The sequence below is a fragment of the Pseudomonas zeae genome (assembly GCF_014268485.2).
Taxonomy (GTDB): Bacteria; Pseudomonadota; Gammaproteobacteria; order Pseudomonadales; family Pseudomonadaceae; genus Aquipseudomonas; species Aquipseudomonas neuropathica.
In genome coordinates, this window is record NZ_CP077090.1 from 6416582 (window position 1) to 6441088 (window position 24507).

23 protein-coding genes are annotated in these 24507 nt (G+C 60.7%); 14 read left to right on the forward strand and 9 right to left on the reverse strand.

Annotation, left to right across the window (positions count from 1 at the left end; translation table 11 throughout):
• Positions 1 to 259 precede the first annotated feature (259 nt).
• From HU754_RS28295 to pilG, 7 genes are all read right to left on the reverse strand, one after another.
• Positions 260 to 625 (reverse strand): DUF6124 family protein, encoded by a 366-nt coding sequence (locus tag HU754_RS28295; RefSeq protein ID WP_186620022.1) that lies wholly within the window; start codon positions 623 to 625, stop codon positions 260 to 262.
• 663 nt (positions 626 to 1288) lie between these two features.
• Entirely contained in the window at positions 1289 to 1759 is a 471-nt protein-coding gene (locus HU754_RS28300; RefSeq protein WP_137217437.1) for a chemotaxis protein CheW, read from the reverse strand.
• Positions 1752 to 7649 carry a hybrid sensor histidine kinase/response regulator gene (locus HU754_RS28305; RefSeq protein WP_186620024.1) on the reverse strand — a complete coding sequence of 1966 codons (5898 nt, stop codon included), beginning with the start codon at positions 7647 to 7649 and terminating at the stop codon, positions 1752 to 1754. Before HU754_RS28305 ends, HU754_RS28300 begins: the two co-directional genes overlap by 8 nt.
• Before the next feature lie 11 nt (positions 7650 to 7660).
• A complete protein-coding gene (locus HU754_RS28310; RefSeq protein ID WP_093429842.1) occupies positions 7661 to 9709 on the reverse strand; it encodes a methyl-accepting chemotaxis protein in 2049 nt (682 codons plus the stop codon).
• A gap of 66 nt (positions 9710 to 9775) precedes the next feature.
• Positions 9776 to 10315: a chemotaxis protein CheW gene (locus tag HU754_RS28315; protein ID WP_186620027.1), complete on the reverse strand. Its 540-nt coding sequence runs from the start codon at positions 10313 to 10315 to the stop codon at positions 9776 to 9778.
• Between the two features lie 10 nt (positions 10316 to 10325).
• Positions 10326 to 10691 carry a twitching motility response regulator PilH gene (gene pilH, locus HU754_RS28320; protein WP_007897961.1) on the reverse strand — a complete coding sequence of 122 codons (366 nt, stop codon included), beginning with the start codon at positions 10689 to 10691 and terminating at the stop codon, positions 10326 to 10328.
• A 60-nt stretch (positions 10692 to 10751) separates the two neighbouring features.
• Positions 10752 to 11156: a twitching motility response regulator PilG gene (pilG, locus tag HU754_RS28325; RefSeq protein WP_007913673.1), complete on the reverse strand. Its 405-nt coding sequence runs from the start codon at positions 11154 to 11156 to the stop codon at positions 10752 to 10754.
• Between the two features lie 225 nt (positions 11157 to 11381).
• Here pilG and gshB point away from each other — a divergent pair, with 225 nt between their 5' ends.
• From gshB to HU754_RS28360, 7 genes are all read left to right on the forward strand, one after another.
• Positions 11382 to 12353 (forward strand): glutathione synthase, encoded by a 972-nt coding sequence (gene gshB, locus HU754_RS28330; RefSeq protein WP_186620029.1) that lies wholly within the window; start codon positions 11382 to 11384, stop codon positions 12351 to 12353.
• A 107-nt stretch (positions 12354 to 12460) separates the two neighbouring features.
• Positions 12461 to 13360, forward strand: coding sequence for an energy transducer TonB (locus HU754_RS28335; protein ID WP_093429840.1), 900 nt, complete (start codon positions 12461 to 12463; stop codon positions 13358 to 13360).
• A 173-nt stretch (positions 13361 to 13533) separates the two neighbouring features.
• On the forward strand, positions 13534 to 14106 hold the full coding sequence (locus HU754_RS28340) for a YqgE/AlgH family protein (RefSeq protein ID WP_016985971.1): 573 nt from the start codon (positions 13534 to 13536) through the stop codon (positions 14104 to 14106).
• Positions 14106 to 14543 (forward strand): Holliday junction resolvase RuvX, encoded by a 438-nt coding sequence (gene ruvX / locus HU754_RS28345; RefSeq protein WP_064589634.1) that lies wholly within the window; start codon positions 14106 to 14108, stop codon positions 14541 to 14543. Before HU754_RS28340 ends, ruvX begins: the two co-directional genes overlap by 1 nt.
• 80 nt (positions 14544 to 14623) lie before the next feature.
• A complete protein-coding gene (gene pyrR, locus HU754_RS28350; RefSeq protein ID WP_034153653.1) occupies positions 14624 to 15130 on the forward strand; it encodes a bifunctional pyr operon transcriptional regulator/uracil phosphoribosyltransferase PyrR in 507 nt (168 codons plus the stop codon).
• Positions 15131 to 15157: 27 nt separating this feature from the next.
• On the forward strand, positions 15158 to 16162 hold the full coding sequence (locus tag HU754_RS28355; RefSeq protein ID WP_007913665.1) for an aspartate carbamoyltransferase catalytic subunit: 1005 nt from the start codon (positions 15158 to 15160) through the stop codon (positions 16160 to 16162).
• Entirely contained in the window at positions 16159 to 17430 is a 1272-nt protein-coding gene (locus HU754_RS28360; RefSeq protein WP_099757416.1) for a dihydroorotase, read from the forward strand. The genes HU754_RS28355 and HU754_RS28360 overlap by 4 nt, the downstream gene beginning before the upstream one ends.
• A gap of 93 nt (positions 17431 to 17523) precedes the next feature.
• On the opposite strand, the gene HU754_RS28365 is transcribed toward HU754_RS28360, so the two are convergent.
• Positions 17524 to 17955, reverse strand: a complete 432-nt coding sequence (locus HU754_RS28365; protein ID WP_007913651.1) for an NINE protein — start codon at positions 17953 to 17955, stop codon at positions 17524 to 17526.
• 248 nt (positions 17956 to 18203) lie between these two features.
• On the opposite strand from HU754_RS28365, the gene HU754_RS28370 reads away from it, so the two are divergent.
• The gene (locus tag HU754_RS28370; RefSeq protein ID WP_093429838.1) at positions 18204 to 18827 is read left to right on the forward strand and encodes a C40 family peptidase; all 624 of its coding nucleotides are present in this window, start codon (positions 18204 to 18206) and stop codon (positions 18825 to 18827) included.
• Positions 18828 to 18978: 151 nt separating this feature from the next.
• On the opposite strand, the gene HU754_RS28375 is transcribed toward HU754_RS28370, so the two are convergent.
• Positions 18979 to 20013, reverse strand: a complete 1035-nt coding sequence (locus tag HU754_RS28375) for a type IV pilus twitching motility protein PilT (protein WP_116254322.1) — start codon at positions 20011 to 20013, stop codon at positions 18979 to 18981.
• A 56-nt stretch (positions 20014 to 20069) separates the two neighbouring features.
• Between HU754_RS28375 and HU754_RS28380 the strand changes: the two genes are divergently transcribed.
• The 6 genes from HU754_RS28380 (at position 20070) to metW (ending at position 24487) form a co-directional block, all read left to right on the forward strand.
• Positions 20070 to 20756: a YggS family pyridoxal phosphate-dependent enzyme gene (locus HU754_RS28380; protein ID WP_186620030.1), complete on the forward strand. Its 687-nt coding sequence runs from the start codon at positions 20070 to 20072 to the stop codon at positions 20754 to 20756.
• A 23-nt stretch (positions 20757 to 20779) separates the two neighbouring features.
• The gene (proC, locus tag HU754_RS28385; RefSeq protein WP_186620031.1) at positions 20780 to 21598 is read left to right on the forward strand and encodes a pyrroline-5-carboxylate reductase; all 819 of its coding nucleotides are present in this window, start codon (positions 20780 to 20782) and stop codon (positions 21596 to 21598) included.
• Between the two features lie 10 nt (positions 21599 to 21608).
• Positions 21609 to 22199 (forward strand): YggT family protein, encoded by a 591-nt coding sequence (locus HU754_RS28390; protein ID WP_099757419.1) that lies wholly within the window; start codon positions 21609 to 21611, stop codon positions 22197 to 22199.
• Positions 22196 to 22492: a DUF167 domain-containing protein gene (locus HU754_RS28395; protein ID WP_186620032.1), complete on the forward strand. Its 297-nt coding sequence runs from the start codon at positions 22196 to 22198 to the stop codon at positions 22490 to 22492. The genes HU754_RS28390 and HU754_RS28395 overlap by 4 nt, the downstream gene beginning before the upstream one ends.
• 227 nt (positions 22493 to 22719) lie before the next feature.
• Complete coding sequence (gene metX / locus HU754_RS28400) at positions 22720 to 23859, forward strand: homoserine O-succinyltransferase MetX (protein WP_186620033.1); 1140 nt, start codon at positions 22720 to 22722, stop codon at positions 23857 to 23859.
• A 7-nt stretch (positions 23860 to 23866) separates the two neighbouring features.
• Complete coding sequence (metW, locus tag HU754_RS28405; protein WP_034153662.1) at positions 23867 to 24487, forward strand: methionine biosynthesis protein MetW; 621 nt, start codon at positions 23867 to 23869, stop codon at positions 24485 to 24487.
• Positions 24488 to 24507 lie beyond the last annotated feature (20 nt).

A 24507-nucleotide genomic window follows, 5' to 3' on the forward strand; every position in this document is an offset into this window, starting at 1 on the left:
AAGCGCGGTGGTGGATCGTTACGCTCAGGGTAACGATCAAGAGCCGCCCTCACCCTAGCCCTCTCCCGGAGGGAGAGGGAACTGATTGGGGGATGCTCAAGGGATACGCCGACCTGATCGTGCTTTACCGAATCCATAATCGACTCGCTTTACCAAACCCATAATCGACTCGGTTTTTCAGGTCGATGTATAGCGCAAGACACCTCGGTCGGCCCCCTCTCCCTCCGGGAGAGGGCTGGGGTGAGGGTCAGCTTTTTCGCTACTCCGTCGGCACCAACCTATCCAACAAACGATTGACGGCCATCTCCGCCACCATCACCACCTGCGCAATACCCTGCACAGTCTTGCGGTGCGTACCTTCCACCATTGCCGCATGGTTGTTAAGCATCACCGTGGCCGAGCCGAGGGTTTCACTGGCGTCAGCCAGCAGGGATTCGGTGTCGGCCTTGGGATTGGCCATGTACAGCGTGTTGGGGGTGTAAGGCGTGGCCATCAGGTCGGCGTTGGTCGGACCGAGGTAATGGTCGAGGGCGCGCTCGGCGGCTTCGTGGAATTTCTTCGAATCGGGGGATTCGTAGGGGGATGCCGGGTCGGTGACCGGCGGGTTAGGCGTTGGTTTAATCATCTTCAGGTTCCGAAATAAAGCTGGAACCGCTTCTCTGCTAAAAGAAGGGGTGGCAGCTGAACGCAGGTTAGCAGACCGGGGAACCTAAGGAAGCCGGCGCGCCGAAGCGCCCTGCGCACAGCCGCCATCGAATGCAGGCGCTGAGCCTGACGATGATGCATGTGCACCCTTAGATTAACCACGGGCTGCTAAACCCGATCACTGGAAATCAGTGACGGAATCAAGTTACGCAGCATGCCCAAGGCGCACAAGCCGGCGGATTCTGGTGCATGCGTAGGCAGCGGCGCAAGGATTTGTAGGCTGGGGAGGCGTAACACCGGGTGTCTTTAAACAGCCGGACTGAATGGTGTTTATTACGCACAGAGATTGAGGATTTGTCTGTCGGAATTCAGCGCTGCAACTGGCGCTTTCGCGAGCAGGCTCGCTCCCACAGGGGGTCTGTGTCGTACGCAAAATCCGGGATCAATGGAGATCCAATGTGGGAGCGAGCCTGCTCGCGAAGAGGCCAGTCGCAGTACCGAAAAGGCTGGATCAGCCCGCGGACGATCGTTCCCACGCTCTGCGTGGGAATGCCTCAACGGACGCTCTGCGTTCGGCTTCTTGGGACGCGGAGCGTCCCGGGCTGCATTCCCACGCGGAGCGTGGGAACGATCAAACTCAGGATCAGTGGACGAGACCCGCATCCACCAACAACTTCTCCAGCCCAAGCAAGTCAGGCACCTTCGCCACTTGCTCCCCCACTTGCACCGCTGCCTGCTCCAACGCACACAACGGCACATCGACATAACTCAACTGACTGTCGAGCTTGTACGACCGCGGAATCCCCTGCACCAGCAGCGCGATGAACTTCAACTCCGGCAACCCGCCCAGCGCATTCAAAATCACGATCCGCGCGCGCTCGCCAATGACGATTTTCTGCCCGCACGCCGATTCAAAACTCAGCAACGGAATCTGCCGCTCGCGCCACTTCACCCGCCCCAGATACCACGGCGGCGTGTCCAGATCGAAGGCACTGGCCTGATAGTCAATCAACTCAGCGACAGCAACGTTAGGCAGGATCAGATTGCGATCCGCCAACGGCAGCAACAATCCGGTCAGCTGACTGCTGCGCTGATTATGCCGGCGCTCATGCATGTTTCTTGCTCCACTGGGCAATGCTTTCGAGCAGCACCGACTCTTGATACGGCTTGCCGAGGTAGTCGTTGACGCCAATCGCCATGGCACGGTCGCGGTGTTTCTGCCCGGTGCGTGAGGTGATCATGATGATCGGCAGGTGTTGCAGGCGTTCGTCGTTGCGTACCTGGGTGGCGACTTCGAAGCCGTCCATGCGCGGCATTTCGATGTCGAGCAGCATCAGGTCGGGCATGTGTTCTTCGAGCAGCAGCATGGCGTCGACACCGTCCTTGGCCGTGAGCACGTTCATGCCGTGACGTTCGAGCAAACGGCTGGTGACCTTGCGTACGGTGACCGAGTCGTCGACCACCATCACCAGCAGCGGTTTCTGCGGTTCGCTGTCGATCTCCGGCAGCGTCGGTGTCTGCGCAACACGCGCTTGCATCGCCCGAATCGGTGCGAGCAAATCGAGAATCAGCACCACCCGGCCATCGCCGAGAATCGTCGCGCCGGACACGCCCTGCACCGCCGCAAACTGCGCGCCAAGACTCTTGACCACAATCTCGCGGGTGCCGGCCATGGTATCGACCAGCACCGCGATGCGCCGGTCGTTGTAATGCACCAGCAGCACCGGTAACGGCAGGTTCTGGCCGAGCAGTTTCGGCCGTGGCGCGGTTTTCAGCAGTTCGCCGAGGTAGCACAGTTCATAGGTCTGGCCGCCGTACTGATAGCGCGGCGGATCAACCCGGAAGTAAGCTTCCAGATCATTCGGCAACACGCGGACGATGCCTTCGATGGTGTTCAGCGGAATCGCGTATTGATCCTCGCCGCACTGCACCATCAACGCGCGGTTGACCGACACGGTGAACGGCAGCCGAATGCGGAAATGCACGCCCTGCCCCGGCACCGAGTCGATGCTCATGCTGCCGCCGAGTTGCCGCACTTCTTCATGCACCACGTCCATGCCGACGCCGCGCCCGGAAATCTGCGTAATCTTTTCCGCCGTGGAAAAACCCGGCTGGAGGATGAACTGCAACACGTCGCGGTCGCTGATTTCGGCCTCCGGCGCGAGCATGCCGCGCTTGATCGCCTTGCGCCGCACCGCTTCCAGTGGCACCCCGGCGCCGTCGTCGCGAATATCGAAAACGATGTCGCCGCCCTCGCGGGACAGGTCCAGGCTTACCGTGCCCTGCGCCGGTTTGCCTGCCGCCAGACGCACTTCAGCGGACTCCAGACCGTGGTCGACGGCGTTGCGCAGCATGTGTTCCAACGGCGCGGCCATGCGTTCGAGTACGTTGCGATCCATCTCGCCTTCGGCGTTGCCGACGACAAACGCGACGTCTTTGTTCAGCTCTTCAGCGACCTGGCGGACGATGCGTTTCAAACGCGGCAACATGCGCTCGAACGGCACCATGCGCGTGCGCATCAGGCCTTCCTGCAATTCGGTATTGATCCGCCCCTGTTGCTGCAACAGGTTCTCCGCGTCGTGGTTGCGGCGGTCGAGGGTTTCCTTGAGGTCGAGCAAGTCGGAGGCCGATTCGAACAGCGCGCGAGACAGTTGCTGCAACTGCGAATGGCGGTCCATTTCCAGCGGATCGAATTCTTCGTAGCCGAGGCGTTCGGCATCGACCTGCTGACGGCTGAGTATCCGCCCCTGGGTTTCAGTGTCGAGACGGCGCAACTGATCGCGCATGCGTTCGATGGTGGTTTCCATCTCGTTCAGCGCGATCTGCGCGTCGTTGACCTGCTGTTCGATACGGCCACGGAAGATCGAGGTTTCCCCGGCCAGATTGACCAGCTCATCGAGCAGTTCGGCGGAGACTTTGACCATGTCCGCGCCAGCGTCAGCAGCCGGCGGCGCCGCGTCAGTCTTGACCGGAACGGGTAGCACTGGCGGCGTTTCTATCGTCACCGGATGGCTGAAATTCTGGATCGCGTTGATCAGCCGATCGGCCGGTGGACACGGTTGCCCGGCGCGCACGCCATCGAGCATTTGCGCCAAGCGATCATGGCCGCGCTGCACCAGCGCAAACAGTTCGGTCGACGGCTGCAATGTTCCGGAGGAGAGACTTTCGTAAAGGTATTCCAGCTCATGGGCAAGGTCGCCGATCGGGCCGATCTCGACCATCCGCGCGCCACCCTTGAGGGTGTGCAGATCGCGCAGCAGGGTTTCCACTTCCTGGCGATTGCCCGGCTCGGCTTGCCAGCGCAGCAGCGCGGCGCCGGAGTTTTCGATGATGTCGAAACCTTCTTCGAGGAAGATTTCCAGCAGTTCGGGATCGTGGCCAGCGCTGTCGTGATCGGTTGTTGCTGGCGGCGCTTCGGCGACGCTGTGGCCCTGACGTACCTGACGAATCGTGTCGATCAGATCCTGCGCCGGGATCAGCGGCTGATGGTTTTGCAGTTGATCAAGCAACAATGCCAAACGCTCATGACTCTTGAGCAGCAAGCGCCCCAGGCTTTCGCTGTAGTGGTAGCGACGATCCACCAAACCTTCGTAAAAGCTTTCCAGCTCCTGAGCCAGATCGCCAATGGCCTCGACTTCAGCCATCCGCGCGCCGCCCTTGAGGGTGTGCAAATCGCGCTGCAACGAGGACAGCGGCGCGGCATTGTCCGGGTCGCTCAACCAGCGCTGCAAGGCCTGGCCTGAGCTGTCGAGAATGTCGACCGCTTCTTCAAGGAAGATCTCGACAATCTCGTCATCGTGTTCAAGCGCCGTTGCCTTTTGCTGCAACTCGGCGGTGGCGCTGCCCAGTTCACGGATGCTCAGGGTGCGGCTGCCATCGCTGCGAATCAGGCCCATGGACGACGGATCGAGGCTCTGATCGAGCAGATCATGCAACGCCCGGATCCGCGCCGGTTGTGGCGTGACTTCCTGCCCGGCGGCCAGTTCGTCGAGCATGTTGATCAGCGCTTCGTGGGCGTTCTGCGCTTCGCGGAAAAACTGTTCGCTGACCGCCAGGCTGCTTTCTTCCACCGCGCCATACAGGTCGAGCAAGGCTTCGCACAACACGTCCACCGGCAGCAGATCAGCCAGATGTGCGCCTTCGCCGAGGGTGGTCAGCTCATCCAGCAAGGCGCTGAGTTCCTGACGCTCGCCGGGGTGTTGTTGCCAGCGCTGCAACAGGCTTTCGGCGTCGAGCAGGATGTCCATGCCCTGAGCGAGGAAGTTGTTGATCAATTGCGGGTCACGCTTGATCCGCAGGCCGGTGTGCGGCGCATCGAGGATCGATTCCAGGCGCTCGGCAAGCAGGGTTTCCGAGCGCTTGATCAGCGACTGTGCACCGACAATCGGCGCCAGCGGATCATGCTTGAGTTGACGCAGGCCGACACGGAACAGGCCCTCGGCTTCCAGCAGCAACTCCACTTCGTCGAGGTCCAGCGGCAACTGGTGCGCCTTGAACTCGCGGGCCAGTTGATCGAGCGGCGCAGCGAGTTCGGCAATCGGCAATACGCCGGCCATCGAGGCGCTGCCCTTGAGCGTGTGCAAGGCGCGCTGCAGTTCGTCGCTGGCCTGCAGCGGCACATGCTCGGCGGCCTGATCGAGAAAGCGGTTGAGGCTGGCGAGGTGGGTCTCGGCTTCTTTGCGGAAGATTTCCAGCAACAGCGGGTCGAGTGCCGCCACATCGTCGACGTCTTCGGCGGCCAGCGGTTCATCGCCTTTGGCCAAGGCGTGGGCGCGAGCAGCGAGTTGATCGACATCGCTGCGCTGACGCTGGCTGTTGGTGGCGAATTCGCTGATCAACTCGGGCAGCAACAGCACGGTGTCGCTCAGCACTTGCTGCACCACCGAGCCCGGTTCGACACTTTGTTCGAGCACGCGGTTGAGCAGGTTTTCCACCGACCACGCCAGCTCACCGAGAATCAGCGCGCGGACCATGCGCCCGCTGCCCTTGAGCGTGTGGAAGGCGCGACGCAGTTCGGTCAGCGCATCGCGGTCCTGCGGATTGGCAATCCAGCGCGGCAGGTATTCGTGGAGGACTTCGAGGACCTCGTCGGTCTCTTCGAGGAACACTTCGCGCAGTTCATCGTCGACCGGTTCTTCATCGGCTGGCGGCGGCATCAAGCTGCCCGGCGTGATCAATGCCGGCGGGTTGAGCGCTGAAACCGGGCTGGCCAGAACGTCGGCCAGCGACTGCACGGTTTCCGGGTCATCAAGCGCTTGCATGTCCTGCATCACCAGCGCTTCGCTGGGGCTGAGCACGTCGTCGAGCACGGGCACATGCGGCTCATTTGGAAAGAACCCCAGACTCGCAAGGGACTTCTGCGCGACATCCAGCAACTGCTCGCTCGGCGCCTGCGGGTCGTCGCTCAGACGTTCGAGGTAATACTCGAGGCTGCTGATGACATCGGCCAGATGATCCAGCTCTTCCCAACCCGGCTCGTGCGGATCAAGCAACAGATGTTCGCGGATAAACCCGTTGCACGCCTCGACCAGACTTGCCGCGCGGTTCAACGGAATCATCGCCAGTGCCCCGCGCACCTGAGTCAGCAGCGCCGGCAACGGTTGCAGGTGCTGGCGATCCCAATCGGCGTCGATGTAGTCGACGATCATGTCCTTGGCCTGTTGCAGGCAGATGCGCGCTTCCTTGATGACGATCTGATGGATCTGCGTCAGGTCGGTGGTCGGCAGGCGCGTATCTTCCGGGCTTTCCGGCTCGACGGTACCGACCATTCCGGCCAGCGTCGCTTCGACGTAGAGCAGCGCGCCGGCAACGTCCATCAGGATCGCGTCGTTCGGTTCGCGCTGGCCCTGAGCGAGGCTGAGCACCACGGCCAATTGATCAATGATCACTTTGCGCGGCTGGCCGAAACCGAGCACCGCGAGGGTGTCGGCAATCTGCCGCAGGGGTGCGAGCAGGTTTTCCAGATCCGAGGTGTGCTGGCGGTCGCTGCGCACGAACAGGTCGAGGCGCTCCTTGACCCGCACCAGTTCTTCACACAACGCCGCCAGCACCGAGCGCATCGCATCGCGATCGGGGCCGGCCAGGCGCGCGCGTTCTTCGTCGACCATCGCGCTGTCGGGCAACGCGTCGTCCAGGGAGTAGCGATCTTTCATGGTCAGCATCTGCCCGGTGGGATGTTCGGCTTTGGCAATATAGAACAACAGGCTTTTCAGCAGCTCAGCCGGAGGCGGCTGATTGAGGCCGGACATACCTTGCTCGAGCAGACGCTTGAGCTCTTTGTCGGCATCCTTGAACAGGCTGCGCAGCGCCGGGCTGTTGGCGATGACGCCTGCGCGCATGCCCTCGACCAGCGCCGAGGCGACTTGCCACAGCGGACTCAGCGGCGAATCACCGCTCAGCGCTTCGAGGCGAGTGAATACTTTGGCCAGATAACCGAGGTGGGTCTGGTCATCCTGCTCGCGCAGCAAACCGACCAAAGCCATTTGCAGCATCTGGCGCAATTTGCGCAGCACGTTCGGCAGTTCTGCCGGCTCCAGCAGTGCCAGCGCTTCTGCGTTTAGCTGTGCCAGTTCGGGCAGTTGCGGGCTGAACAGGCTGGTTTCAGACAACAGGCTTTCGCCACGGGCGCTGCGCAGATCGTTGATCAGCGGCAGCACCACCAACGGCAAATCTCTCCGGGCGCTCTGCACGCGGTCGAGGTAGATCGGCAATTGCCCAAGGGCTTGCAGCAACAGGTGCAGGGCTTCGTCGCGATGGCTGACGCGCTCGTGCTGCAGGGCTTCGACCAGATGCTCCATTTCCTCGGCGAGCAAGGCTGCGCCGTAGAACTCGACCATCTGCAGACTGCCGTGGACCTGATGGATGTAATCCAGGCACTCCTCCAGTCCGGGAAAGGCCTGCGGATCATCGAGCACGGCTTCTATCGCCTGATGCGCCTGTTTCAGCGTTTCGGCAATTTCACCTTTGACCCATTCGAGGGCCACGTAGTCGTGCCGATCACCCATAACCACTCCACTCACGCTTTATCTGTCGCCGCCGGCAAGGTGAAGCCGGACACCGAACGTCGTAGCTGACTGGCCATTTTCGTCAGGTTGCCGATGCTCTCGGCGGTGGCTGTGGAGCCGGACGAGGTCTGCGAGGTGATCTGCTGGATCACGTTCATCGTCAGCGAGATCTGCCCGGCCGAAGTCGTCTGCTGCTGCGCTGCGTTGGAGATGCTTTGAATCAGCGCCGCAAGGGTCTTCGACACGCCTTCGATTTCTTCCAGGGCCACACCGGCATCCTGCGCCAGTCGTGCGCCGCGCACCACTTCGGTGGTGGTTTGCTCCATCGAGATGACCGCTTCGTTGGTGTCGGTCTGAATTGCCCGCACCAGGGTTTCGATCTGCCGGGTCGCGGCGGACGAGCGTTCAGCCAGTCGCTGCACTTCATCGGCGACCACGGCAAACCCGCGCCCGGCATCACCAGCCATCGACGCCTGAATCGCCGCATTGAGGGCGAGGATGTTGGTCTGGTCGGCAATGTCGTCGATCAGGCTGACGATGTCGCCGATTTCCTGCGACGACTCGCCCAGACGCTTGATGCGTTTGGCGGTGTCCTGAATCTGCTCGCGGATGTTGTCCATGCCGTGGATGGTGTTGTGCACCACCTCGTTGCCCTTGTTGGCGATCTCCACGGACCGCTCGGCTACCGCTGAAGACTCAGCGGCGTTGGCCGAAACCTGGTCGATGGATTCGGCCATGTCGCTGATCGCCGTCGAGGCTTCGGAAATCTGCTGGGCCTGATGCTCCGAGGCCTGGGCCAGGTGCATGGCGGTGGCCTGGGTTTCCTGCACGGCGGCGGCAACCTGGCCGGCGGTGAGGTTGATCGTCGCGACCAGATCGCGCAATTGGTCGACGGAGTAGTTGATCGAGTCGGCGATGGTGCCGGTGAAGTCTTCGGTCACCGAAGCGGTCACGGTGAGGTCGCCGTCAGCGAGGTCTTCGATTTCATCGAGCAGGCGCATGATCGCGTTCTGATTGCGCTCGTTCTTCTCGGCGGTTTCGCGCAACTGGCGATTGGTTTCGCGGACCATGACCATGCCGATGAGGATGATCGAGGCCAGCGCCAGCAAACCGAGGACGTAGCCGCCGATGGTGTCAGTGTTGCGCCCACCGGCAAGGTTCTCGAAGCGAGTGGCCAAGTGCGAGGCTTCGTCGAGCAGGGTTTGCGAGAGGCTGAAGATATTGCTCGCCGATTCACGAACCTTGAACAGCTCCGGCGAGGTTTCGAGGATTTCATCGACGGAGCCGGAGACAAACTGGAACAGCTCAGAGATTTCGCTCAAACGAGCACGGGCGTCGCGATCTTCGACCTGGCTGATTTTCAGCGTCGGGTTGCCTTGCAGCATGCCGTTGAGCACTTGGCCGAAACGCGTGGCGTCGCGGCCAAAGGCGTCGGCGGCTTGCTGCGAGTTTTCGTCGCCAGCGAGCACCGTGTTGACCGCGCCGAGAATGCGTTCGGCGAGCAGCGATTGGCGCTGGGCCATGGCCACTTGCGCGGCTGGGGCACCGCGCTGGAGGAGAATTTCGACGACTTTTTCGTATTCGATCTGCAACTGCGGCACGGTTTCGGCCAGCGTTGCGGCGACCTGATGCAGCGACAGCACGGTCTGTTCGCTGGAAAGAATCGCGTCGGTGTTTTTCAGCAGGCGTTCCCAGTCGAGCTGCACGGCGCGCATTTCCGGGCGCACAGTAGCCGGGGCGGGAGGCAGGCCGGTGGCCGGGTCGCCCTTCTTCAGGTAACCCCAGCGCTGGGCGAAATCGTTGCGCGCGTCGCTGAGCAATTTGAACGCGGCAGCCTTGCCGGCGGCGGCTTCGGTGGCGTTCTTGGCGATGCGTTGCGAGAGCACGCGCAGCTCACCGGCGTGGCCGATGTACTGTTTGTCGTAGTTCGCCTGGGTGTTGAGGTAAGCGAAGTTGGCGAACAGCAGCATGATGAACACGATCAGTGCGATAAACAGCACGATGATCTGCGAGCGACTGCGCGAGCCTTCCGCCGGCTTGCCTGTTTTTGCTTTTGTCATCGGTCCTCGCCCTTAACCCACACCTTTGAGACCTGCTCGCTCCCACAGGGGACGGTGTTGAATCTGTTATATCGCGACACTCATGAACACCGGGGATTTGGCCAGCGCAAACAAACTGAACACCCGCCAGTTCTGCTCGCGGCGGAAATAGCCTTTGACGAACTCGGCCTTCGAGCCCTGGCGTTTGCTGATCGACAGCGGTTCAAAACTGTTCTGCTCAAAGTGCTGCAGGCCGATGACTTCATCGACCATCAGCCCGGCAAACACATCGCCATGCTCGACCACCAAGACCCGCCGCTGTTTACGCAACGGCGACAGTTCATGGCCGAAGAAACCGCACAGATCCATGATCGGCAGCAGCCGCCCGCGCAGGTTAGCCACGCCTTTGACCCATGGTTTGACCCCGGGCAACTGGGTGAATCGCGGTTCATGCAGCACTTCGCTGACTTCGCCCATCGGCGCCACATACCAATGCTCGCCAAGGCGAAAGCCGATGCCGCTCCAGCGATCCTGGCGCGCCGCTTGCGACGGCAGGTCCGCCGCCAGCAAGCGGCAGCGCTGGTCGATTTGCCAGAGCAGTTCGAACGCGGTCAGCGATTCGCTCATGGTTGCGCGATCAACCGGCCAAAACGTTGTTCAGGGTCTTGATCAGGGTGTCTTCGTCGACCGGTTTGGTCAGGTAATCCTTGGCGCCCTGACGGGTGCCCCAGACCTTGTCGGTTTCCTGATCCTTGGTGGTGATGATGATCACCGGGATATGTCCGGTTTCCGGGTCTTTGGTCAACTGACGGGTTGCCTGAAAACCATTGAGGCCGGGCATGACGATGTCCATCAATACCGCGTCAGGTTTTTCCTGACGGGCCAGGGCCACGCCGTCAGCGCCGTTTTCGGCCTTCAGCACTTCATGGCCGTGCTTTTCGAGCATGCCGGTGAGTTTGTACATTTCAGTCGGCGAATCATCAACGATCAGGATGCGTGCCATGGTTTTCCCCATTTTTCTTGTCGACGCGCGGCCCGCTGGCCGCGTGTCTCTGTACGTGTCTTACTGCGGCAAAACGGCGGCGAAGCCCGGAACATGGGCCTGGATCGCGTTGAGCAGTTCTTCCTTGCTGAAAGGCTTGGTCAAAAATTGATCAGAACCGACAATCCGCCCCTTGGCCTTGTCGAACAGCCCGTCGCGCGATGACAGCATGATCACCGGCGTGGCCTTGAATGCACTGTTGTTCTTGATTAAAGCGCAGGTCTGATAACCATCCAGACGCGGCATCATGATGTCGACAAAAATGATCCCGGGATGGTTGTCGGCGATCTTTGCCAACGCATCGAAACCGTCGATCGCCGTGATCACTTCGCAACCGACATTCTTCAACAATGTTTCGGCGGTGCGACGAATCGTTTTCGAGTCGTCGATCACCATGACCTTCAAGGCGCTGGACTGCTGTTCCATAAGAGGGCTCTACCGTCGCCTTTGCGAATCAAATTGTCCGTTTTGCGATGACTGATGGCCGGAAACCCTTGATGTTCAAGGGCCAGCACTGCATGGCAGCCTTTTTAGCACAGTCTCCAGATGCAATCTATCGACGGGTTTTTCCTTGACCGAAAACCCGCCCGGCGCCACTCTGGCGGCACTTTTTCAATACCGATCCGGTAGCCAATTTTCGAGGAAAACCCAATGAGCGTTCGCGTCGGGATTGTCATGGACCCTATCGCCAGCATCTCCTATAAAAAGGATAGCTCGCTGGCCATGCTGCTGGCCGCGCAGAAGCGCGGCTGGGAACTGTTCTATATGGAACAGCGCGACCTGTATCAGGGCGAAGGTCAGGCACGGGCGCGCATGAAGCCGCTGAAAGTCTTCGCCAACCCGGAAAAATGGTTCGAACTGGACGCCGAGCAGGACAACCTGCTGAGCGATCTCGACGTGATCCTGATGCGCAAGGATCCGCCGTTCGACATGGAGTTCGTTTACTCCACCTACCTGCTCGAACAGGCCGAAACCGCTGGCGTGCTGGTGGTGAACAAACCGCAGAGCCTGCGCGACTGCAATGAAAAACTGTTCGCCACGCTGTTCCCGCAGTGCACGCCGCCCACCATCGTCAGCCGCCGCGCCGACGTGCTGCGTGAATTTGCCGCGAAACACGGCGACGTGATCCTCAAGCCGCTGGACGGCATGGGCGGTACTTCGATCTTCCGCCACCGTGCCGGTGATCCGAACCTGTCGGTGATTCTCGAAACCCTGACCGCCCTCGGTGGCCAGCAGATCATGGGCCAGGCTTACCTGCCGGCGATCAAGGACGGCGACAAACGCATTCTGATGATCGACGGCGAGCCAGTGGATTACTGCCTGGCGCGGATTCCGGCGCAGGGCGAAACCCGTGGCAACCTGGCGGCCGGTGGCCGTGGTGAAGCGCGCCCGCTGACTGACAAGGATCGCTGGATCGCCGCCCAAGTCGGCCCGACCCTGCGTGAGAAAGGCCTGCTGTTCGTCGGTCTCGACGTGATCGGCGAGAGCTTGACCGAAATCAACGTCACCAGCCCGACCTGCATCCGTGAAATCGACAATGCTTTCGGCACTGACATTGGCTGCATGCTCATGGATGCGATCGCCAAGAAGCTGCAAGCCGCCGGCAAAAAGCCACAAGCTTGATGCACGTCACATGCAGTCTGTCGCTTGAAGCGTGAAGCCCAAGGCGTGAAACCAACATTGCGTTATCATGCGCAGCCTCTGAAAAACGCGATGTTGGTTTTCTTGTCATGACCCTCCCGTCCGATCTGCCCGCAGAACTCGCCCACCGTGGCGTGCGCCCGGCCGATCGCCTCGGATTTACCCTGTTTCTCGCGGCGCTGATCCATTTGGCGCTGCTGCTCGGCGTCGGCTTCACGATGGTCGAGCCCAAGCAAATCAGCAAAACCCTGGAAATCACCCTCGCCACCTTCAAGAGCGAAAAGAAGCCGGAGAAGGCTGACTTTCTCGCTCAACAGCATCAGGAAGGCAGCGGCACGCTGGACAAGAAGGCGATTCCGAAGACTACTGAGGTGGCGCCGTTCCAGGACAATCAGGTCAAAAAAGTCACCCCGCCACCGGCCGCCAAACCGCAAGTGCAGGAAGCCGCACCCAAAGCTGCGGTGACCACCGTCGCGCCGAAACCTAAAAAAGCGCCGACCAAGAAAGAAGAAGCCAAAACCGAAGTCAAACCGACAGTCGACGCGCCAGAATTCGACAGCTCACAGCTGTCCAGCGACATCGCCAGCCTCGAAGCCGAACTGGCCAAGGAACAGCAGTTATACGCCAAACGCCCACGCATCCACCGTTTGAGCGCGGCGTCGACCATGCGCGACAAGGGTGCCTGGTACAAAGACGACTGGCGCAAGAAGGTCGAGCGCATCGGCAACCTCAATTACCCCGAAGAAGCACGGCGCAAGCAGATCTACGGCAATTTGCGCCTGATGGTCTCGATCAACCGCGACGGCTCGCTGTATGAAGTGCTGGTGCTGGAATCCTCCGGCCAGCCGCTGCTGGATCAGGCGGCGCAGCGCATCGTCCGGTTGGCAGCACCGTTTGCGCCGTTTACCGGGGACTTGTCGGATATCGATCGTCTGGAAATCATTCGCACCTGGAAATTTGCCCGGGGCGACAAGCTCTCGAGCAATTAAAGACACCGCAAATCCCCCTGTGGGAGCGAGCCTGCTCGCGAAAGCGGTGTGTCATTCAACATTGATGTAGCTGATCCACCGCATTCGCGAGCAGGCTCGCTCCCACATTGGATCGGTGTGTCACCTGCATCTCCAGCTTGTCAGTTTGCCCCCCGAACGCCACACTAGCGCACATGAAAAACGTCAGCCCCAGCTACCTCAAGCATCAATTCCTGATCGCCATGCCACACATGGCCGACCCGAACTTTGCCCACACCTTGACCTACATCGTCGAGCACACGGCCAATGGCGCTATGGGGATTGTGGTCAACCGGCCGCAAGAGCTGAATCTGGCCGACATCCTTGAGCAATTACGTCCGGACATCGACCCGCCAGCACTCTGCCAGCATGTGCCGATCTTCATTGGCGGCCCGGTGCAGACCGATCGCGGTTTTGTTCTGCACCCGGCGGGCAAGACCTTCCAGGCCACCGCGCAATTGGACGGTGATCTGGCCCTCTCGACCTCGCAGGACGTGCTGTTCGCCATCGCTGACGGCGTCGGCCCGGCAAAAAGCCTGATTGCCCTCGGTTACGCCGGTTGGGAAGCCGGGCAACTGGAAGCCGAACTCGCCGACAACGCCTGGCTGAACTGCCCGTACGACGCCGACATCCTGTTCAACACCAGCAGCGAACTGCGTCTGGAAGCGGCGGCCCGGCACTTGGGGATCAACCTCAGCCTGCTGACCAGCCAGGCAGGTCACGCCTGATGGCCCTGCGCCTGATTCTCGGCTTCGACTACGGCACCAAACAGATCGGCGTCGCGGTCGGCCAGGTGATTACCGGCCAGGCCCGTGAGCTGTGCACCTTGAAGGCACAGAACGGCGTGCCGGACTGGAACCAGGTCGAAGCCCTTATAAAAGAATGGAAACCCGATGCCGTTGTTGTCGGACTGCCGCTGAACATGGACGGCACCCCGAGCGACATGTGCGTACGCGCGGAAAAGTTTGCCCGCCGCCTCAATGGCCGCTTCAATCTGCCCTTCTATACCCACGACGAACGCCTGACCACGTTTGAAGCCAAAGGCGAGCGACTGGCCCGTGGCGGTCAAAAAGGCAGTTACCGCGACAACCCGGTGGACGCCATCGCCGCCGCCCTGCTGCTGCAGGGCTGGCTCGATGAAAACACTGCATTGTTTGAATCCTGACAAGCGCTTCGGCGCTTTTCTTTTGAGTGAAAAACCGAGTCGTGTCCAAGGACCCGATTCGCCCCCAACAAGGAGCAACCATGAGCCTGCCAAATCCCGCCGATCTGATCAGCCAGATGGCAACCCGCCTCAAGGCGCACCTTGCCCAGCGTGAAATCACTGAACCGCGTTACATCGGCATTCGCACCGGCGGCATCTGGGTCGCGCAGGCCTTGCTCAAGGAACTGGGCAGCGATGCGCCACTGGGCACGCTGGATGTGTCCTTTTACCGCGACGACTTCAGCCAGAACGGCCTGCACCCGCAAGTGCGCCCGTCCGCCCTGCCCTTCGAGATCGAAGGCCAGCATCTGGTGCTGATCGACGACGTATTGATGAGCGGCCGCACCATCCGCGCTGCCATGAACGAATTGTTCGACTACGGCCGCCCGGCCAGCGTGACCCTGGTCTGCCTGCTGGACCTCGACGCCGGCGAGCTGCCGATCCGCCCGAACGTGGTTGGCGCAACGCTGTCGCTGGCCGCACATGAACGGGTGAAGCTGTCCGGCCCCGAGCCGCTGACGCTCGAACTGCAAGACTTCAACCTTTAATCCGCCCTATTGAGAGTCCCCTTCGCGATGACGCCTCTAGATACCAAGCGCCCGCTGCAGCTCAATGATCAGGGCCAGCTGCGCCACTTCCTCTCGCTCGACGGCCTGCGCCGTGAGTTGCTGACGGAAATCCTCGACACTGCCGACTCGTTCCTCGAAGTCGGTGCCCGGGCGGTGAAGAAAGTCCCGTTGCTGCGCGGCAAAACCGTGTGCAACGTGTTCTTCGAAAACTCCACGCGCACCCGCACCACCTTCGAACTGGCGGCCCAGCGATTGTCGGCGGACGTGATCACCCTGAACGTGTCGACCTCGTCGGCAAGCAAGGGCGAAACGCTGCTCGACACCCTGCGCAACCTCGAAGCCATGGCCGCCGACATGTTTGTCGTGCGCCACGGTGATTCCGGCGCCGCGCACTTCATCGCCGAACATGTCTGCCCGCAAGTGGCGATCATCAACGGCGGCGACGGCCGTCACGCCCACCCGACGCAGGGCATGCTCGACATGCTCACCATCCGTCGGCACAAGGGCGGTTTCGAAAACCTCTCGGTGGCCATCGTCGGCGACATCCTGCACTCGCGGGTTGCGCGCTCGAACATGCTCGCGCTGAAAACCCTCGGCTGCCCGGATATCCGCGTGATCGCGCCGAAAACCCTGCTGCCGATCGGCATCGAGCAATACGGCGTGAAGGTTTACACCGACATGACCGAAGGCCTGAAAGACGTCGACGTGGTGATCATGCTGCGCCTGCAGCGTGAACGCATGACCGGCGGCCTGCTGCCGAGCGAAGGCGAGTTCTACCGCCTGTTCGGCCTGACCACCGCGCGTCTGGCCGGGGCCAAACCCGATTGCATCGTCATGCACCCGGGGCCGATCAACCGGGGGGTGGAGATCGAGTCCGCAGTGGCCGACGGCCCGCACTCGGTGATCCTCAACCAGGTCACCTACGGCATCGCGATTCGTATGGCCGTGCTGTCCATGGCCATGAGCGGGCAAACCGCGCAGCGTCAATTCGAGCAGGAGAACGCCCAGTGAAGCTCAGCATTCTCGGCGCACGCGTCATCGATCCAAGCAGCGGCCTGGATCAAATCACCGACATTCACGTTGAAGCCTGCAAGATCGTCGCCCTTGGCGCCGCTCCAGCGGGTTTCACGGCAGTGGAAACCATCGATGCCCAAGGCCTTGTCGCCGCTCCGGGCCTCGTCGATCTGAACGTGGCCCTGCGCGAGCCGGGCTACAGCCGCAAAGGTTCGATCATCAGCGAAACCCGCGCAGCGGCTGCCGGCGGTGTGACCAGCCTGTGCTGCCCGCCGAAAACCAAGCCGGTGCTCGACACCTCCGCCGTGGCCGAACTGATCCTCGACCGCGCTCGCGAGGCCGGCAACACCAAAGTCTTCCCGATTGGCGCCTTGAGCAAAGGTCTGGACGGCGAGCAACTGGCCGAACTGGTGGCGCTGCGCGACGCCGGTTGCGTGGCGTTCGGCAACGGTCTGGAGAGTTTCCGCAACACCCGCACCCTGTGCCGGGCACTGGAATACGCGGCGACCTTCGACCTGACGGTGATCTTCAATTCGCAGGATCACGACTTGGCTGAAGGTGGCTTGGCTCACGAAGGCGCGGTGGCCAGTTTCCTCGGTCTGCCGGGGATTCCGGAAACCGCTGAAACCGTGGCCCTTGCCCGTGACCTGCTGCTGGTCGAGCAGACCGGCGTACGTGCGCACTTCAGCCAATTGACCAGCGCTCGCGGCGTAGCCCTGATCGCTCAGGCGCAGGCCCGTGGCTTGAAGGTGACGGCGGATGTCGCGCTGTATCAACTGATTCTGACTGATGAGGCGCTGATCGACTTCAGCAGCCTGTACCACGTGCAACCGCCGCTGCGCACCCGTGCTGACCGTGATGGCCTGCGTGAAGCGGTGAAGTCCGGTGTGGTCACGGCGATTTCCAGCCATCACCAGCCGCACGAACGCGACGCCAAACTGGCACCGTTCGGCGCGACCGAGCCGGGCATCAGCAGTGTTGAACTGTTGCTGCCGCTGGCGATGACGCTGGTTGAGGATGGGTTGCTGGATCTGCCTACCTTGCTGGCGCGTTTGAGCGCTGGCCCGGCTGAAGCGCTGCGTCTGCCGGCAGGCAAACTGGCGGTGGGTGGTGCGGCGGATATCGTGCTGTTCGATCCGCAGGCTTCGACGGTGGCCGGTGAAGGCTGGTTGTCGAAGGGTGAGAACTGCCCGTTCATTGGGCACACTTTGCCGGGTGTGGTTCGCTATACGCTGGTGGATGGGCGGATTAGTCACCAGGCTTGATACCGCGTCGCCCCATTCGCGAGCAGGCTCGCTCCCACATTGGATCTGTGAACGACACAAATCCCCTGTGGGAGCGAGCCTGCTCGCGAAGACTTACTGGAAGGCGCCTCTGCCTTCGGCGTTACGCACCGAGACCTGATCATTCAGCGTCCAGAAATCATACAGCACCCCCAGAAAGAACAACCCGCCTGTCAACAGATAGATCAGCCCACTGATCCACTTGCCCTGATACATCCGGTGCACACCCAATGCTCCGAGGAACGTCAGCAGAATCCACGCCACGTTGTACTCGATCGGCCCTGCGGTAAAACGTAGATCCGCCTCGCGATCCATCGCCGGGATCAGAAAAAGGTCGATCAGCCAGCCAATACCCAGCAAACCGAAGGTGAAGAACCAGATCGTCCCGGTCACCGGTTTGCCGTAATAGAAGCGGTGAGCACCGGTAAAACCGAAAATCCACAGCAGATAACCGATGATTTTGCTGTGCGTATCTTGCTGCTGAACAAATTGTTGATAGGGGTTCATGAAGACCTCGATTCACACGATAGATAAATATTCTTGAATTCTTTGTGACTTTTTTACAGGTAGCCGACGTACGGCAAATGTTACCGTTGCTACCGTCAAAGCCTTATAGCACCTGACTTCTGTCCGACAATTGCGTCCATTTGCCGCTTATTTGGTTCCGTTGGCCTCCAACTGAATCGACCAACGGACTCGGAATGAAAAAAAACTCTGTTATAAAGTTGCGCGCTATCACTAAAGAGCCACGCCTAATGCGACCATTTTTCAAGACATGGCTAACCATCTGCCTATTAATGCCACTGGCCGCCCACGCCACCAATCGTGAGCAACGTCTTCCTAACGTTAACGGCTTTACCCCTAAATCCCATGCTTCGGCTCCCTCGAGCAAAAGCAGCAAAAGCAAAACCACCACGCTGAGCAGCAAAAACCACAGCAAGCTGGTGCCACCGATGGCGAGCAAGGAAAGCAGCAATGTGCTGAGCCGTGCGGTGAACGTCCTCGGTACCCCTTATCGTTGGGGCGGCAGCAGCCCAAGTAAAGGCTTCGATTGCAGCGGTCTGGTGAAATACGCTTTTAACGACGCCACGTTCGACCTGCCACGCACCTCCAACGCCATGGCCAGCGGTCACGGCGAGAAAGTCGAGCGCAAGGATCTGAAGCCGGGCGACCTGATTTTCTTCAACATCAAGAGCCGTCGGGTCAACCATGTTGCCATCTACCTGGGCAACGATCGCTTCATCCACGCTCCGCGTCGTGGCAAAGCGGTGAGCATCGATACGTTGAACAAGCCGTATTGGGAACAGCATTACGTAGTTGCCAAGCGAGTATTGCCGAAAGAGCCTGCAAGCAAGCAGATGCGCGTCGTTCAACGCTGAGCTGACTGACCCGCAACGGGTATCGCCAGCACTGACCTCTTCGCGAGCAAGCTCGCTCCCACAGGTGAAAGCATTCCAATTGAAGGAATGCAATCAATTGTGGGAGCGAGCTTGCTCGCGAAAGGGCCGGCTAGAACACCGAAAATCTCCCTCAGAAATTATCCGGCGTGCGCGCCTTCTCCCGCGCATGCTCGCGACTGATCAAGCCCTTGGTCACCAGTTCCTTCAGGCACATGTCCAGTGTCTGCATGCCCAACGCCCCACCCGTCTGAATCGCCGAATACATCTGCGCGACCTTGTCCTCGCGGATCAGGTTACGGATCGCCGACGTCCCCAACATGATCTCGTGCGCCGCCACCCGCCCGCCGCCGATCTTCTTGATCAGCGTCTGCGAGACCACCGCCAGCAACGACTCCGACAGCATCGAGCGCACCATCGACTTCTCGTCACCGGGGAACACGTCGACCACGCGGTCGATGGTTTTCGCCGCCGAGGTGGTGTGCAGCGTGCCGAATACCAAGTGCCCGGTTTCGGCTGCGGTCAGCGCCAGGCGAATGGTTTCCAGGTCACGCATCTCGCCGACCAGAATCACGTCCGGGTCCTCACGCAGTGCCGAGCGCAACGCAGTGGCGAAACTGCGGGTATCACGGTGGACTTCACGCTGATTGATCAGGCATTTGCGCGATTCGTGAACAAACTCGATCGGATCTTCGATAGTCAGGATGTGGTGATGCCGGTGGGTATTGAGGTAATCGATCATCGCCGCCAGCGTGGTCGATTTGCCGGAACCGGTCGGCCCGGTGACCAACACCAGACCGCGCGGGGCATCGGTGATCTTGCGGAAGACGTCGCCCATGGCAAGGTCTTCCATGCTCAGCACTTTCGACGGAATGGTACGGAATACGGCGCCTGCGCCACGGTTCTGGTTGAAAGCGTTGACGCGGAAACGCGCGACACCCGGCACTTCGAAGGAAAAGTCGGTTTCCAGATGCTTCTCGAAGTCGACCCGCTGGGTATCGTTCATGATGTCGTAGATCAGTTCGTGCACTTGCTTGTGATCCAGCGCCGGCAGATTGATCCGCCGCACGTCGCCATCGACGCGGATCATCGGCGGCAGACCGGCCGACAGGTGCAGGTCGGAAGCTCCCTGTTTGGCGCTGAAGGCCAGCAGTTCAGTGATATCCATAGCGCTCCTCAATTCCAGTAGAATGCCGCGAACCTTCCGACCGCTGGCGCCTCTTGATGTCCACGATAGCAGACAACATCCAACTGGTTAGTTCGCGCATCCAGGCAGCGGTAACAGCTGCAAACCGCGCTGAAAACAGCGTCCAGCTGCTCGCGGTCAGCAAGACCAAACCCGTCCAGGCCCTGCGCGAAGCATATGCCGCCGGCCTGCGCGACTTTGGCGAGAACTACCTGCAGGAAGCCCTGGGCAAACAGCTCGAGCTGGCCGACCTGCCCTTGATCTGGCACTTCATCGGCCCCATTCAATCGAACAAGACTCGCGCCATCGCCGAGCATTTCGACTGGGTGCACTCCGTGGATCGCCTGAAAATCGCTCAACGCCTGTCCGAACAGCGCCCGGCTGAACTGCCGCCGCTGAACATCTGCGTTCAGGTCAATGTCAGCGGCGAAGCCAGTAAATCCGGCTGCACTCCGGCTGACCTGCCGGCATTGGCCGCCGCGATCAGCGCACTGCCGCGCCTGAAACTGCGCGGCCTGATGGCGATTCCCGAGCCGACCGACGACCGCGCCGAGCAAGACGCAGCCTTCGCCGCCGTGCAGAAATTGCAGGCGAGCCTTGATCTGCCGCTCGACACACTTTCCATGGGCATGAGCCACGACCTTGAGTCGGCCATCGCCCAAGGCGCCACCTGGGTTCGTATCGGTACGGCCCTGTTTGGCGCCCGCGACTATTCCCAATCTTGAACGTTTCCAGATAAGGACCACACATGAGCAACACACGTATTGCGTTTATCGGTGCGGGCAACATGGCGGCCAGTTTGATCGGCGGCCTGCGCGCCAAAGGTCTGGAAGCTGCACACATCCGTGCCAGCGATCCGGGCGAAGAAACTCGCGCCAAGGTCAGCGCTGAGCACGGCATCGAAACGTTTGCCGACAACGCCCAAGCCATCGACGGCGTCGATGTGATCGTGCTGGCGGTCAAGCCGCAAGCCATGAAGGCTGTGTGCGAGGCGATTCGCCCGAGCCTGAAACCCAATCAACTGGTGGTGTCGATTGCCGCTGGCATCACTTGCGCAAGCATGACTGCGTGGCTCGGCGAGCAGCCAATCGTGCGCTGCATGCCCAACACCCCGGCACTGCTGCGACAGGGCGTCAGCGGTTTGTACGCGACCAGCGAAGTGACCGCCGAGCAGCGTCAGCAAGCCGAAGAGCTGCTGTCTGGCGTCGGTATCGCCCTGTGGCTGAAAGAAGAACAACAACTCGACGCCGTGACCGCTGTGTCCGGCTCCGGCCCGGCGTACTTCTTCCTGCTGATCGAAGCCATGACTGCTGCTGGCGTCAAACTTGGCTTGCCCAAGGACATCGCCGAGCAACTGACTCTGCAAACGGCGCTTGGCGCTGCGCATATGGCGGTGTCCAGCGACGTTGACGCCGCCGAACTGCGCCGCCGTGTGACCTCGCCAAATGGCACTACGGAAGCTGCAATCAAATCATTCCAGGCCAATGGCTTCGAAGCCCTGGTCGAAACCGCACTCGGCGCCGCCGCGCACCGCTCGGCCGAAATGGCCGAACAACTGGGCAAATAAGGAGCCTTACATGATTGGATTGAACACTGCAGCGGTTTACGTGCTGCAAACCCTCGGCAGTCTGTACCTGCTGATCGTGCTGCTGCGCTTCGTCCTGCAACTGGTGCGGGCGAACTTCTACAACCCGCTGTGCCAGTTCGTGGTCAAGGCGACCCAGCCGCTGCTCAAGCCACTGCGCCGGATCATCCCGAGCCTGTTCGGCCTCGACATGTCGTCGCTGGTCCTGGCGATTCTGGTGCAACTGGCGCTGATGGCGCTGACCCTGCTGCTGACTTACGGCACCACCGGCAACCCGCTGCAACTGTTTATCTGGTCGATCATCGGCGTGACCGCACTGTTCCTGAAGATCTTCTTCTTCGCCCTGATCATCAGCGTGATTCTGTCGTGGGTTGCGCCGGGCAGCCACAATCCGGGCGCTGAACTGGTCAACCAGATCTGCGAGCCGGCGCTGGCGCCGTTCCGCAAGTTCCTGCCGAATCTTGGCGGTCTGGACCTGTCGCCGATCTTCGCCTTCCTCGCGCTGAAACTGATCGACATGCTGGTGATCAACAATCTGGCGGCGATGACGATGATGCCGGAAATCCTGCGCTTGCTGATGTGAGCTGGTTCCGTTGGGACGGTGACGACTTGATCCTCGAGTGTCACTTGCAACCGGCAGCCCGCAGCGATGACTTCGCCGGGCTGCACGGCGATCGTTTGAAGATTCGCCTGACTGCGCCGCCGGTTGAGGGCAAGGCCAATGCTTATCTGATGGGCTTTCTGGCCAAGGCGTTCGGGGTTTCCAAGAGCCAGGTCAGTTTGCTCAGCGGCGAGTTGAACCGGCAGAAGCGGGTGAAGATATGTTCGCCGAAGAAGGTGCCGGATTTACCGGGATTGGTTGGGCGCTTGTCTTGAGTTTGGCGGCGTCTGTACCCCTCACCCCAGCCCTCTCCCCCTGGAGAGGGAGCCGATCTATGGTGTTTTCAAAACTTGAGTTCGACTCCATAGCTCAGGACGGTGTAGCTCAAAAGAACACCTCGGTCAGTCCCCTCTACCTCTGGGAGAGGGCTAGGGTGAGGGCCGCTTGCCGCTAACCCCCCCGGTCTTTAGACTTACGCCTCATTTCAACGAGAGCAGGGTCGATGCCAACTGCCTTTCCCCCCGATTCTGTTGGTCTGGTGACGCCGCAAACCGCGCACTTCAGCGATCCGCTGGCGCTGGCCTGTGGCCGCTCGCTGGCCGCCTATGACCTGATCTACGAAACCTACGGCACGCTGAACGCGCAGGCGAGCAACGCCGTGCTGATTTGCCATGCCTTGTCCGGCCATCACCACGCTGCCGGCTATCACAGCGTCGACGACCGCAAACCCGGTTGGTGGGACAGCTGCATCGGCCCGGGTAAACCGATCGACACCAACAAGTTCTTCGTGGTCAGCCTGAACAACCTCGGCGGCTGCAACGGCTCCACCGGCCCGAGCAGCATCAACCCGGAGACCGGCAAACCGTTCGGTGCCGATTTCCCGGTGCTCACCGTGGAAGACTGGGTGCACAGCCAGGCGCGGCTGGCCGACCTGCTCGGCATCGGCCAGTGGGCGGCGGTGATCGGCGGCAGCCTCGGCGGCATGCAGGCGCTGCAATGGACCATCACTTACCCGGATCGCGTGCGTCACTGCCTGGCCATCGCCTCGGCACCGAAGCTGTCGGCGCAGAACATCGCCTTCAACGAAGTGGCGCGTCAGGCGATCCTCACCGACCCGGAATTCCACGGCGGTTCGTTCCAGGAAGCCGGCGTGATTCCAAAGCGCGGGCTGATGCTGGCGCGGATGGTCGGCCACATTACTTACCTGTCCGACGATTCGATGGGCGAGAAGTTCGGCCGTGGCCTGAAGAGCGAAAAGCTCAACTACGACTTCCACAGCGTCGAGTTCCAGGTCGAAAGCTACCTGCGTTATCAGGGCGAAGAGTTCTCCGGACGCTTCGACGCCAACACCTATCTGTTGATGACCAAGGCGCTGGACTACTTCGATCCAGCGGCGAACTTCGACGATAACCTGGCGAAAACCTTTCAAAACGCCACGGCCAAGTTCTGCGTGATGTCGTTTACCACCGACTGGCGCTTCTCTCCGGCCCGTTCGCGGGAACTGGTGGATGCGTTGATGGCGGCGCGCAAAGACGTCAGCTATCTGGAAATCGACGCACCGCAGGGCCACGACGCCTTCCTGATTCCGATCCCGCGCTACTTGCAGGCGTTCGGCAATTACATGAACCGCATCACGCTGTGAGAAAGCCATGAGAGCTGATCTGGAAATCATCCAGGAATGGATCCCCGCCGGCAGCCGCGTCCTCGACCTCGGTTGCGGTGACGGCGAGCTGCTGACCTGGCTGCGCGACAACAAGAACGTCACCGGTTATGGCCTGGAAAACGACGCCGAGAACATCGCCGAGTGCGTGGCCAAGGGCATCAACGTCATCGAGCAGGATCTGGACAAGGGGCTGGGCAACTTCGCCAGCAACAGTTTCGACATCGTCGTCATGACCCAGGCCCTGCAAGCCGTGCACTACCCGGACAAGATCCTCGACGAAATGCTCCGGGTCGGTCGCCAATGCATCATCACCTTCCCGAATTTCGGTCACTGGCGCTGCCGCTGGTACCTGGCAAGCAAGGGGCGCATGCCGGTGTCGGAATTTCTGCCGTACACCTGGTACAACACACCGAACATTCACTTCTGCACCTTCGAAGACTTTGAAGAACTTTGCCGCGAACGTGATGCGAAGGTCATTGATCGGCTTGCCGTGGATCAACAGCACCGCCACGGGTGGGCCAGTAAGCTATGGCCTAATCTGTTAGGTGAGATCGGTATCTACCGCGTCAGCAGCCCGCAGCTTGCAGACCACAAAGTCGCGGTCTGAATCCCGTCATTTCGAGGAGC